At 41.1% G+C, this 12,815-nt stretch carries 9 protein-coding genes; 2 read left to right on the top strand and 7 right to left on the bottom strand.

What is annotated here, in order from left to right; translation table 11 throughout:
• The first annotated feature begins 50 nt into the window (after window positions 1–50).
• Together OLM45_RS00795 and OLM45_RS00800 are read left to right on the top strand one after the other, a co-directional pair.
• The gene (locus OLM45_RS00795; protein WP_264511146.1) at window positions 51–839 is read left to right on the top strand and encodes a hypothetical protein; all 789 of its coding nucleotides are present in this window, start codon (window positions 51–53) and stop codon (window positions 837–839) included.
• Window positions 839–1,453, top strand: coding sequence for a deoxynucleoside kinase (locus OLM45_RS00800; protein ID WP_129461697.1), 615 nt, complete (start codon window positions 839–841; stop codon window positions 1,451–1,453). The genes OLM45_RS00795 and OLM45_RS00800 overlap by 1 nt, the downstream gene beginning before the upstream one ends.
• 41 nt (window positions 1,454–1,494) lie before the next feature.
• Here the strand turns inward: OLM45_RS00800 and OLM45_RS00805 are convergent, their stop codons facing one another.
• From OLM45_RS00805 to OLM45_RS00835, 7 genes are all read right to left on the bottom strand, one after another.
• Entirely contained in the window at window positions 1,495–3,960 is a 2,466-nt protein-coding gene (locus OLM45_RS00805) for a beta-mannosidase (RefSeq protein ID WP_264511147.1), read from the bottom strand.
• Window positions 3,953–4,624, bottom strand: a complete 672-nt coding sequence (locus OLM45_RS00810) for a copper homeostasis protein CutC (RefSeq protein ID WP_264511149.1) — start codon at window positions 4,622–4,624, stop codon at window positions 3,953–3,955. Before OLM45_RS00810 ends, OLM45_RS00805 begins: the two co-directional genes overlap by 8 nt.
• A complete protein-coding gene (locus OLM45_RS00815) occupies window positions 4,621–5,619 on the bottom strand; it encodes an isoaspartyl peptidase/L-asparaginase family protein (RefSeq protein ID WP_264511151.1) in 999 nt (332 codons plus the stop codon). Before OLM45_RS00815 ends, OLM45_RS00810 begins: the two co-directional genes overlap by 4 nt.
• Window positions 5,620–7,884 carry a family 20 glycosylhydrolase gene (locus tag OLM45_RS00820; RefSeq protein ID WP_264511153.1) on the bottom strand — a complete coding sequence of 755 codons (2,265 nt, stop codon included), beginning with the start codon at window positions 7,882–7,884 and terminating at the stop codon, window positions 5,620–5,622.
• Between the two features lie 76 nt (window positions 7,885–7,960).
• Window positions 7,961–9,115, bottom strand: coding sequence for a carboxypeptidase-like regulatory domain-containing protein (locus tag OLM45_RS00825; RefSeq protein ID WP_264511154.1), 1,155 nt, complete (start codon window positions 9,113–9,115; stop codon window positions 7,961–7,963).
• A 143-nt stretch (window positions 9,116–9,258) separates the two neighbouring features.
• The gene (locus tag OLM45_RS00830) at window positions 9,259–11,709 is read right to left on the bottom strand and encodes a sodium-translocating pyrophosphatase (RefSeq protein WP_264511156.1); all 2,451 of its coding nucleotides are present in this window, start codon (window positions 11,707–11,709) and stop codon (window positions 9,259–9,261) included.
• Between the two features lie 319 nt (window positions 11,710–12,028).
• Window positions 12,029–12,559 carry an inorganic diphosphatase gene (locus OLM45_RS00835; RefSeq protein WP_264511158.1) on the bottom strand — a complete coding sequence of 177 codons (531 nt, stop codon included), beginning with the start codon at window positions 12,557–12,559 and terminating at the stop codon, window positions 12,029–12,031.
• Window positions 12,560–12,815: the final 256 nt, after the last annotated feature.

The raw sequence follows: 12,815 nt of genomic DNA on the forward strand, positions 1-12,815 counted from the left end.
TCAACCTTTGGACATTTTTATTATCAAATGGTTTAAAGTATCTTAGCCGTATGTTACGTCACCTCATCGTTGTCTTTTTTCTTTTCCCTTTCTCCAATTGGAGTCAGGAACTTACAATTACTGTTGAGAAATTGGATGAACGAACCCTTACAGCGGATCAATATTGGGGATTTGACGGATTGGGAAATTACTTTTACAGCACCAACACTATTGTCTATAAAGACAACGGCACTTCAAAAATTCAATACCAAAATTTACCTCTGGGCCCTGTAAAATCGGTGGACTTAACCAACCCGTTGCGACCCGTAGTTTTTTACGAACAGTTCAATACGGTGGTGATTTTGGACAATTATTTGAATGAAATCCAAACGATTAATTTTTCAAATACGACTCCACCGCTGGTTGTGAATGCAGTGGGCATGTCGAATCAAAACCGTTTGTGGGTATACGATAGCTTGCAACAGCAAATAGGCTTGTTTAGCTTGACAACTAACACCTTTACACCAATTGGAAATCCGATGCAAGGCATTTGGCTTTATGCCCAATTTTCGTTCAATACCTTGCAATGGATTGACGCGAAAAACCATTGGAAAAGTGTCTCGATTTATGGTCAAATTGCTGATTATGGTGTTGTTCCCAAAGGACTCGTTCAATTTATAGAAGGAAAAAACTTCTTTTATATTGAAGCGGATCAACTGTACTATAAATCCTTCGAAACAAACAAAACCTACAAGGTCGAAATTGTTGAGAAATCCATCAAAAAAATATATTGTAAAGAACAAATTTTATCTATTTTTACGGACAAAGGAATCACAAACTATAAAATAACATTACCGTAATGCATATTGCTGTAGCAGGAAATATTGGCGCTGGAAAAACGACGTTGACGCGTTATTTAGCGAAACATTATAAATGGGAACCTCACTATGAAGATGTAGTTGACAATCCCTATTTGGACGACTTTTACCACCAAATGGAGCGTTGGTCGTTCAACCTTCAAATTTACTTCTTGAATAGTCGTTTTCGTCAGATTTTACAAATTCGCGAAAGCGGTAAAAAAATCATACAAGACCGTACCATTTACGAAGATGCACATATTTTCGCGCCCAACTTACACGCGATGGGTTTGATGACCAATCGCGATTTCGAAAACTACAGTTCGTTGTTTGAATTAATGGAAGCCTTGGTGAAAGCACCGGATTTGATGATTTATTTGCGCAGTTCGATTCCGAATTTGGTGAAACAAATCCACATGCGCGGTCGTGACTACGAAAACACCATTTCCATTGATTACCTCAGCCGTTTGAATGAACGCTATGAAGCTTGGATTCAAACTTATGACAAAGGAAAATTATTGATTATTGATGTAGACAACATTGATTTTGTGAATAATCCCGAAGATTTGGGGACAATTCTCAACCGCATTGACGCTGAAATCAACGGTTTATTCTAAAACCAAAAAAATACACCCAACCTGCTTCACGGCAGGTTTTTTTATGGCAAGGTATCCCAAAGACTTTTCACTATCACCGAAGAAGAAAGTGGTTTGTCAAGCGTAATGTACTTGGTTTCCCTGGGAAGCAAATCAAAATAATTATCGCTAAATAGCACTTTTTCGGAACTGATTAATGCTACATTTTTCGCAAACACATCGGTTTGAATGGCAATCGTAGTGGCATTGATTTTTTCTAACGAAATTCGAGGTTTTTGCAATTGCAAATCTTTGGGAGCAACTCCGGTATCAATTGCATTTAGTTGCATTTCAGGCGCTTTGAAATTAATTTGTAAAACGACCGTTCCGTCTAATTTTGGCCAATCGGTTTCTTTTTCTAAAGGTATTGTATTGACACCACTGGCCGACATTGTCGCGTTTAGTCGTTTCTCTTTTAACAGCACACCACGCATCGAGAACCATTTGAGTTGGACTTCTCCCTCATGAACAGTATTTGCATCATTAATCAAATTAATTTCTAATGCATTGTCTTTCCATTTTGGCACAATCAATTGCGGAGCAAAACTTCGTTTCACTTGATACTGCGCGGCTTTCCAATGGCCAAAATAATCCATCGAACTCCACGAAGTCACCGGCCAACAATCGTTCAATTGCCAATACAAACTTCCCATGCAATAGGGGCGGTTGCGTCGATGGGCTTCAATGGCTAGTTGCAAACCGTAAGCTTGCAAAAGTTGTGAAACATAAACGTAATTTTCAAATGAATTGGGGTTTTGGTAATCCCGCTTTAGGTAAGTTTCAATAGTTTCAAAACCTGTCCGATGTTTTTGATGGTGACGAATGGCATTTGAGGTTAGTGCTAACGGTTCTCCATCCGATAAAATGCGTAATGTTTGAAGTGAAGGCATCCCTTGAAAACCATATTCGCTCATGAATCGGCCCACTTTTGTATCATACCTTACAAAAGGTTCCAATCCCCACCACACGCCCCAATAATGGGAATCACCTTGAGTCAGACTCTCCTTTTTTCCCCAACCGATAGACGGCGAGGATGGCCAATACCGATTTTCATTTGAAGGCAATAATCGACTTAACGTATTAGGAATTCGTTGGTGAAACAACTGCTGATAATCCTTCCAAATACGGGCAGAATCTTGAGAAGTATACTTGTATTGTTTTTGCCAACCCCAATTGTGCCATCCTTCGTCGCTTTCGTTATTACCACACCACAAAACTAGTGAGGGATGGTTTTGCAAACGTTTGACCTGATCTTCGACTTCCTTTTCAACCGATTGGAGAAAGGGTTCATCACCCGGATACATGGCGCAAGCAAACATAAAATCTTGCCATACCAAAATCCCTTTTTCATCACAAGCGGCATAAAATGCATCATCGGCATAGACGCCTCCACCCCAAACGCGCAGCATGTTTTGATTGGAAAGTCGGGCATTCTCTACCAAAGCTTCCCATTGTGCGGTAGTCGTGCGCGGCACAAAACTATCGGGAGGAATCACATTCGAACCCTTCATAAAAACGGGTTGCCCATTGAGTTTGAAGTAGAAACTTTTCCCTTGGGCATCGGGTTCTTGAACGAGTTCGATCGTGCGGATACCTATTTTAAGTTCACGACTATCGCGTGTTTTTCTTTTTTGTTCAAGGGAAATCGGAAAGGAATATAAATGGGGCGTACCCAAACCGTTGCACCACCATAATTTGGGATTTTCAATAGTTATAGGAAAATCAACAACCGTAGTTCCGGGCTGCACGTGAACCTTACGTTTTTGATGATTAACCAAGAGCGACACTGTGGTTGCTTTGCTTGCTTCCAATGCTACGTGAACAATAACTTCCGCTTGTTCTTGAGTGATGTTTTTTTGTTCGTGAAATACATGTTGGATGCGCACATCGTCCCACAACTGCAATTTGACAGGCTTCCAAATGCCACAAGTTACCAAGCGCGGTCCCCAATCCCAACCGAATTGATAGGGCGCTTTTCTAGCAAAAACGCGATTATCATCCGGGAGTTGATAGGGTATTTTTTTGGCTAATGCATTGGTACGTTGCACTGCTGATTTAAACTGGATTTTTAAATGATTTTGCGCTTTCGCGAAAGGTTTTATATCCACACGCCAGGTGCGAAACATATTATCCGCATCGAGCAAGGATTGGCCATTTAAAAAAACCGAGGCATAGGTATCGAGACCTTCAAATAGGAGTTCGATATGCTCGTTTTGGAGTTCGGCAGGGGTCAATACAAATTCGGTTTCATACACCCAATCTTCGTTTTCAATCCACTGCACCTCTTTTTCATTGGATTGCAAAAAAGGATCGGGAATACGTTGGTTGGCGAGCAAGTCGGTATGAATAGTTCCAGGAACCGTCGCTTTTAATTTTTCATTCTTCCCCCATTGATGAACTGTCCATGACAACTGACTCAAGTCTTTTTCCAGTACTTGAGCGGTGAGTCCGATTGACCAAAGAAGAAAAAACAACCACTTTTTATGCATTCGATTCCTTTTTTAAAGCTATAACTTCTTCAGGATTAGCAACAGTTCCTCCATCCGTAATTGCTGAAGAATGTACAAAATGCACACCTGTTGTATTTACAATTTGGCGAACATTGGAAGAACGGAGTCCGCCACCAGGCATGATGGTAATACGATCCGCTGCTTTTTGTTGCATTGCTTGGAGTTCGTGTATTCCATCTACCACATTGGCTTTTGTTCCTGAAGTGAGTATTGTTGTAAAACCACAATCAATGATTTGTTCCAAGGCGGTTTCCCAATTGGACATACGGTCAAAAGCACGGTGAAACGTACACGGAATGGGATGCGCTAGTGCGACTAATAGTCGGTTGCGCTCTTCGTCCAGCGTATCATCTTCCTTTAAAATTCCGAATACCAAACCATGGACTTGCAGTTTTTTAAAATCCGCAATACTGTCTTTCATAGCCTGAAATTCTGCATCGGTATATACAAAATCACCGCCTCTTGGCCGCACCATCACATAAACAGTAATGGGCACTTGGGTCAGGACTTTTTGTGTGGTTTCTAAATCGGGAGTAGTTCCTCCTACTTCGATTCCGTCACACAATTCGATGCGATCGGCACCGGCTTGTGCAGCGATAATAGCCGATTCGGGATTAAAGCAAGCGATTTCGAGTTGGATCATTTTAAATAAAAATTAGCGTCAACCAAACGGTTACCAGTGTTGTCATGCACGGCATAATTGAATCCCCCTTGCACGCAATAGGAACCGTAATTTCCTTGTTTGTCCAGCGCGATGAATCCCACTTGAATATCTTTTAAATTCTTTTTCCGGTTTTGGGTCAGTTTCACGATGCGCATCACGGCTTCTTCACAAGCTTGTTGCGGCGACTTCCCTTGGCGCATGAGTTCGACCACCAAATGACATCCAGCAATTCGAATCACTTCTTCACCATGTCCGGTAGCTGTAGCAGCACCAATTTCGTTATCGACATAGAGTCCGGCGCCAATAATCGGCGAATCCCCTACACGACCGTGCATTTTATAGGCCATACCACTCGTGGTACAAGCGCCTGATAGATTTCCGGCCGCATCAAGAGCGATCATGCCAATCGTATCGTGGTTTTCAATATTGACTTTGGGTTGGTACTGACTTGTTTTCAGCCACTCTTTCCATTCTTTTTCAGAGGCTTCGACTAATAAATTCTCTTTTTTGAATCCTTGCGACAAAGCAAAATCCAACGCTCCTTGTCCGACCAACATCACATGCGGCGTTTTTTCCATAACGGCACGCGCAACGGAAATAGGATGTTTGATATGTTCGAGACACGCAACCGAACCGATATTGGATAATTCGTCCATGATACAGGCATCGAGGGTCACTTTACCATCGCGATCGGGACGACCGCCATATCCCACACTGCGTTCGTTGGGATCACCCTCAGGAATGCGCACACCGGCTTCCACAGCATCGAGGGCGCGACCTTTTTTAGCTAAAATTTCCCAAGCGGCTTCGTTGGCTTGTAAACCAAAATTCCACGTAGAGAGTACGATGGGTTTTGTTCCTACTAAAGAAGGATTATTGGACCGTTCAGCAGCCTCAATTTGCCAAGAAGTTAGCGATAAGCCAACCGTTCCCAGCGCGGCTGATTTTAAAAATTTACGACGTGTATTTTCCATTTATTCCACGATTATTTCGTCCACAAAAAGCCAAGAACCATTGCCGGCACCGGGCTTTCCGTCTTGAATTTTACCCTTATTTTTGGCCGTTACTTTCACGAATTGTGCTTTTACTTTTTTCCCTTTCCAATCCACATTCCCTTTGGCTTGTTGAATATCTGATTGGGAAAAAGTTTGAATAGTTTCGTATTTAATACCATCAGTAGACACTTCGAAAACAACTTCATTGGGAAAATATATCCAGCTTGACGGACTCTCGAGTGTCCCAACATTCAAGTGCGTGATGGTTTGTTTTTTACTCAAATCGATAAGAGCTACCATATCTTTTTCCCAAAACCCTAACCAATCGCGACCGAACTTTTGGGTATCGCCTTTGATACCATTCACTAAAGCAAAACCACCTCCAGCACTGTAGCGTTTATCGGGTTGATTTTGAAGATTGACCAAACAACTGGTAGCTTTATGTATGGTGAAGGCTTGTTCAGAAAGCGCACTTTTTTGGGTAGTTTCTTCAAAATAGGCCGCTTTCACGGTTTGGGATTGCTTTACAGTTAGCGCATTGGAAAAAGTTGGCGATTGTGCAGTGGGCTGACTCCCGTCCACCGTATAATGAATATTAGCTTGGTTTTGGTTGGATTTCAACACATACAATACACCATTTTCACCACCGGGATTTGGCATGACCTCCGCAGTAATTTCGAATACTGCTTTACTGAAGTTGATTTTTTTGGTTTCCCATTCTTTAAAATGTTGGGTCACACGGTTAAAGTAATTGGAGTAATCTTTAGCATTAGCCGTTCCCCACAACACCTCAGCAAGTGCCGTCATCCTTGGGAAAATCATGTATTCTACCTGTTCAAAGGTGGGAATATATTCCGTCCAAACATTCGCTTGTGCGCCTAAAATATATTGTGCTTCGTCCGCATTGAGTTCGGTAGGAATGGGTTGATAGCTGTACACTTTTTCCAACGGTGTATACCCGCCTATCGCCAAGGGTTCATTTTTGGGTTCGCCCTGATAATGATCAAAATAACAATGTGAGCCGGGCGTCATCACTACTTGATGTTTTTGTTTTGCGGCAGCGATTCCGCCTTCGGTTCCCCGCCAACTCATCACGGCTGCATTCGGGGCTAAACCACCTTCGAGAATTTCGTCCCAACCGATGATTTTTTTGCCTTTAGCATTGACAAATTTCTCAATACGTTGGATAAAATAACTCTGTAATTCGTGTTCGTCTTTTAGGTTATTTTCCTTCATCCGTTTTTGGCAATTGGGACAGGCTTTCCAACGGGTTTTCGGACATTCGTCACCACCAATATGGATAAATTGTCCGGGGAATAAATTCATGACCTCTGTCAATACATCTTGTAAAAAAGTGAAGGTTTCTTCTTTGGGACAAAAAACATCCTCGAGTACGCCCCATTCTTGGGCCACTTCAAAAGGTCCGCCCGTACATGAATACTGCGGATAGGCCGCTAAAGCAGCACGTGCATGTCCGGGCATTTCAATTTCGGGTACAATCGTGATATGTCGGATACGCGCATAATCGACCACATCGCGAACATCAGCTTCGGTGTAATAGCCGCCATAACGTTCGGTATCAAACTTTTGATCGTTGTAATGACCCACCATCGAACCGTTGCGCCACGCACCTACTTCGGTAAGTTTGGGATACTTTTTAATTTCGATTCGCCAACCTTGGTCATCGGTGAGGTGCCAATGAAACGTATTGTATTTGTAGGCCGCGAGGTAATCGATGTATTTAAAGATGGCTTCTTTTGGAGAGAAATGCCTACTCACATCAAGGTGCATACCGCGCCATTTAAATTTGGGGGCATCTTGAATAATTCCGCAAGGAAATTGCAACTGATCTTTCGGAACATTAATGAGTAGTTGGGTTAAGGTTTGAAATCCGTATTGCACGCCGGTATAATCAGCTGCTTTTAGAAAAATAACTTTGGGGTTGATCTGAATTTCGTAGGCTTCAGGAGCTAATTTAGGTTCGATTTGCACGACAATGGCATCTTCTACAATTCCCGCTTTGTTGGTGATGTACAATGCTTTTTTTCGCAGACGAATTTCCTTCATTAACGGTTCGGCTTCGGCATCCATGTCCATAGGAGCCGAAATGATTAGGGTTTCTTTAACCGTAAAAAAACCATCGTGAAATTCGACATAATTCGGTTTTGGTATCAAAGGATAATTGGTTTGAGACCATACCCATGAGGCTAGAAGAACAAAAAGCAAAGAAAGTTGCGTACGCATTTTTTAGTTTATATTGTTTAGGTAAATATAAAAAAAAAGCCCCACCGAAGTGAGGCCTATTTGAAATCAAATACGATTATAAATTCAAAATCACATATTCCAAGATATAGGAAGTGTTTCCGATATTTCCAGAAGCATGATTATGGAAAGTTGTATAATAAATGGTTCCACTATTGGCATTCCCTTGACAAGGTCCGAGTGTATCACCGTGGGCTTGATGAGCTGCCCAAGCTGAAGCACTAATGGTGATTGTTACATTAGAATTTGTCGCCTCATCGTGATGGCAGATGGTTACCCAACCCGTATCGTCGCCACCAACAGGTGTACCTACGGCTCCACCCGAGAAATCCGAATTGCGAACCATTAAAGGTTGGTTATTGGAAGGATTCATCACCAAAGCTTCCCAAAATGAAGGGTCATAAGCATTGATTTGTTCCCAACTTCCGAGATCGTAATCAATATTTAATGTTGAAAATCCGATGGCTGCTGCTAAGTTTGCATCGGGAATGGTGGCACCATTGACGAACCCTGAAGCTCCGTTATTGATGGCACACATTTTATCATCGGAGATAAATCCAAAAGGTAAGTTACACGAATTGGAATTGGTGCCACCACCGGTTAAATAAGCAACAGCCCAATCGGAAGCATACAAACTACCACCATTGGTTACAAAATTGGCAAGATTCGTATCAATTTGTGCATTAAGTGTATTTTGTTTGCCCCCACAATTCAAAAAGATAATATCGTATTGTGAAATGGTGGCATAATTGGCTAGATCGTTATGTGTAATGGATTGAATAGTATACCCTAAAGATTGTACAATTAATTCAATTTTATCAAAGGATCCCGGTACATAGGCCATATTGGCAACTTGATCCAAACGACAAAGTGTGGGGTCTACTGTAATTGTTTCGTCTTTCACTACCTCAATTTCGAGAGTAGTTCTAAAATTGGACCCGTTACCTGTTTGAAGGTATAAATCTCGATGTCCGGAGGGAGCTAATAGCGTAAACGTTCCATCGGCAGCTGTTCGGGTGTAGTGGATTTCATTTTTGGAATCAAATACAAAAACGAGTGCACCTCCAACAGGCTTTGAACCGTTTTTCACCGTAAGGGTTCCTTTTACGGTTCCAGAAGGTTCGGTAATTTCACCTTGATTATCGTCTTTGCTACAACTAAGAAAAAAACTCATTAAAGTCGCGAGCGCTAAGAATACAATTTTGTTTTTCATGGGATTGGATTTTGGTTGGTAAAAAATTGAACTGTAGCGACTTGAGGTACTCAAATGTAACTAAATACTTTGTAAAAGCTTCATTTTCAGCAAAAAAAATCCCCGCAATAGAGCGGGGATTAGAATTTATTCGTTTTGACCGATTATTTATGAGCTTCTGAACAGCATTCTTTGCCTTTCATTTCACCAATAAATTTTCCGTCTTTATCATAATGTGATAAACATTTTTCTTTTTCTTCGGGAGAGCAACCTAAAGAATCGCACATTTTTGCGCATTCTTCTTTGGTCATGGAAGCACATTTGCTCATATCGCATTTGCCCATCTTTTCTCCTTCGCATTTACCGTCACATTTATCACCGGTACAATCGCCTTTACAGTTTTCTTTAGAAGCGCACATTTCTTTTTTAGCGCATTCTTTTTTATCTACTGTGCTATGACCGTTGCTTAAGATCGGTGCAATTACCAATCCAACCAAACACGTTAATTTGATTAAAATGTTCATCGAAGGTCCTGAAGTATCTTTGAATGGATCCCCAACCGTGTCACCTGTTACAGCTGCTTTGTGCGCATCGGAACCTTTGAAGGTCATTTCACCATTAATTTCAACTCCTGCTTCGAATGATTTTTTCGCGTTATCCCAAGCTCCACCGGCATTGTTTTGGAAAATAGCCCACAATACACCCGATACACAAACACCAGCCATATATCCTCCTAAGGCTTCAGGTCCCATTAATAAACCTAGAATAATTGGAGTAATGATTGTAATAGCACCCGGCAACATCATTTCGCGAAGTGCGGCTTTCGTAGAAATGTCCACACATTTTCCATATTCTGGTTTGCCTGTTCCTTCCATAATACCTGGAATTTCACGGAACTGACGACGAACTTCTTGCACCATATCCATGGCTGCTTTCCCAACGGATTGCATCGCTAAAGCCGAGAAAATTACAGGGATCATTCCACCGATAAACAAGGCCGCCAATACATCTGCTTTGAAAATATTAATACCGTCGATACCTGTGAAGGTAACATAAGCTGCAAATAAAGCCAATGCCGTCAATGCCGCAGAAGCAATTGCAAAACCTTTACCAACAGCAGCAGTTGTATTTCCTACTGAGTCTAAAACGTCGGTACGTTGACGCACTTCTTTGGGTAATTCACTCATTTCAGCAACACCACCAGCATTATCTGCGATGGGTCCGAAAGCATCAATGGCTAACTGCATTGCTGTGGTTGCCATCATCGCAGAAGCAGCGATAGCTACTCCATAGAAACCTGCCAAGAAATAAGCACCCCAAATCGCTGCAGCAAAAAGAATCACTGAACCGAAAGTAGATTTCATCCCTGTTGCAAGTCCGGCAATAATGTTGGTTGCAGCCCCTGTAGATGAATTTTGTACAATGTTTAATACTGGTTTTTTACCCAAAGCGGTGAAGTATTCGGTAATCGCAGAAATCAACAAACCTACTGCTAAACCTACTAGTGTAGCGTAGAATACGTTGATACGTGGCACTTCTTTTACCCCTTCACCAAAGAAATTCATATTGATTGTGGCGGGTAACATTTTGTCGATTAAGAACCAACAAGCCACCACTGTCAAGGCTAAAGAAATGTAGTTTCCTAAGTTTAAAGCACCTTGTACTTCGGCTTCTTTAGCATCGTTGTTTTTAATTTTTACAAAGAACGTTCCAATGATCGAAGCCAAGATTCCGATACCTGCAATGGCAAGCGGTAATAAAATAGGTCCCATGTTTCCGAAAGCATCCGAAAATTGCGAACCACTGGCTTCGGTCATGTCTTTAATGATATAATTACCTAGAACCATTGACGCCAAAACGGTAGCTACATACGAACCAAACAAGTCGGCTCCCATACCCGCTACGTCTCCCACGTTATCTCCTACGTTATCCGCGATAGTTGCAGGGTTACGTGGATCGTCCTCAGGAATACCTGCTTCCACTTTTCCAACTAAGTCGGCACCTACGTCAGCGGCTTTGGTATAAATACCACCACCCACACGGGCAAACAAAGCAATTGATTCTGCTCCAAGCGAGAATCCGGCTAAGGTTTCCAATACCATAGACATATTATCATAGAAGGATTTCCCTTCGATGCCCATGAATTGGTTTAAGAATACTAAAAAGAAAATGCTCAAACCTAGTACGGCCAAACCAGCAACACCCAATCCCATTACAGTTCCTCCAGAGAAGGAAACTTTCAAGGCTTGAGGCAAACTTGTTTTAGCTGCCTGCGTGGTACGTACATTCGATTTTGTTGCGATGCGCATCCCGATATTTCCGGCTAAAGCTGAGAAGATGGCTCCAAAAATGAACGCCACAACGATCATCCAATGGGAAACTCCAGAAATTTGGGAAACGGCGAATAAAGCTACAGAAGCGATGACTACGAAAATAGCCAAAATTCGGTATTCGGCTTTCAGGAACGCCATGGCTCCTTCTTGAATACTTTTGGCAATACTTTGCATGCGTTCATCACCGGCATCCTGTTTGTTTATCCATGAGGCTTTAATCCCCATGAATATCAGTCCTAACACTGCCATAGCAATTGGCAGATAGATAAACATTTTCTCCATAAAGTTGGTTAGTTAGTTATAGAATTTAAATTATCAAATCGAACAAAAATAAAGAAAAATAAATACTAAGATTATGAATTTTGCCATTTTATTACAAATAATTGCCGAATCACCAATTTTCCTTGAATCAAGAGGCTTTTCGAAAGATATGTCGTAAGCAAATCGTTAATTTTTCATCATTTTTTGGGTATGAATCTTGATTTGCTTTTCAAAAGTACTGTTGAAATTGAATGCATTAAAAAACAAAAAGAGCGGGCATTAACCCACTCTTTTTAATTTGATTTGATAACAATAAACGCTAACTCAACCTATTTGTCAATTATTTGATGCTAAATAATCCTTCTGGGCGGTTTTCAATCAATGCAAAACGATCGATACATTGCTGTAAGATTTCACGGGCTTCGTCAACATTTCCCCAACCGTGTACGTCTACTTTTTTATTTTCTAGGTCTTTATATACTTCGAAAAAGTGTTCGATTTCTTTCAACAAGTGGGGATTCACATCTTGCAAATCGTTTAACTTGTTCCAAATAGGATCAGAAACTGGAACACAAATGATTTTCTCATCCGGACCTTTGTCATCGGCCATGTGGAACACTCCAATCGGTTTTACTTCCATTACACACATGGGGAAAGTTGGTTCCGTTACTAAAACCAATACGTCCAATGGATCACCGTCCAATGCAAGCGTTTCTGGAATAAATCCATAATCTGCGGGGTACATCATGGAAGAAAACAACATACGGTCGTAACGAATTTTCTTTAATTCAAAATCGTATTCGTATTTATTGCGGCTTCCTTTTGGGATTTCGATTAATACATCGAAAGTATTTTTATTATCTGCTGTCATAATCTTGCTGTTCAATTAACTGAGGGCGCAAATTTACAGCGTGTATCGACTATTCGCCAAAAAGATTTGCAAAAAAAATATACACTATCGACGCAATTGTGAATCCCTAATTTTTTTAACCGAAAAAATAGATATCGTGTTTTTTTGGGTTGTAATTTTTATGAATTTACTATACATTTTTATTCACCTCTACAAAGTACATTTTTGTCCAAAAAAAAACTGATTTTGAAAACAAAAGTTCCAAAATCAGTCTATT

Origin of the sequence: Flavobacterium sp. N1719 (assembly GCF_025947045.1) — a bacterium.
Classification (GTDB): domain Bacteria; phylum Bacteroidota; class Bacteroidia; order Flavobacteriales; family Flavobacteriaceae; genus Flavobacterium; species Flavobacterium stagni.

Bases quoted from the DNA above. Each gene is read 5' to 3' on its own strand.
- OLM45_RS00810 (WP_264511149.1), bottom strand. From the start codon at position 4,624: ATGATCCAACTCGAAATCGCTTGCTTTAATCCCGAATCGGCTATTATC.
- OLM45_RS00800 (WP_129461697.1), top strand. From the start codon at position 839: ATGCATATTGCTGTAGCAGGAAATATTGGCGCTGGAAAAACGACGTTG.
- OLM45_RS00830 (WP_264511156.1), bottom strand. From the start codon at position 11,709: ATGGAGAAAATGTTTATCTATCTGCCAATTGCTATGGCAGTGTTAGGA.
- OLM45_RS00820 (WP_264511153.1), bottom strand. From the start codon at position 7,884: ATGCGTACGCAACTTTCTTTGCTTTTTGTTCTTCTAGCCTCATGGGTA.
- OLM45_RS00805 (WP_264511147.1), bottom strand. From the start codon at position 3,960: ATGCATAAAAAGTGGTTGTTTTTTCTTCTTTGGTCAATCGGACTCACC.
- OLM45_RS00815 (WP_264511151.1), bottom strand. From the start codon at position 5,619: ATGGAAAATACACGTCGTAAATTTTTAAAATCAGCCGCGCTGGGAACG.
- OLM45_RS00825 (WP_264511154.1), bottom strand. From the start codon at position 9,115: ATGAAAAACAAAATTGTATTCTTAGCGCTCGCGACTTTAATGAGTTTT.
- OLM45_RS00795 (WP_264511146.1), top strand. From the start codon at position 51: ATGTTACGTCACCTCATCGTTGTCTTTTTTCTTTTCCCTTTCTCCAAT.
- OLM45_RS00835 (WP_264511158.1), bottom strand. From the start codon at position 12,559: ATGACAGCAGATAATAAAAATACTTTCGATGTATTAATCGAAATCCCA.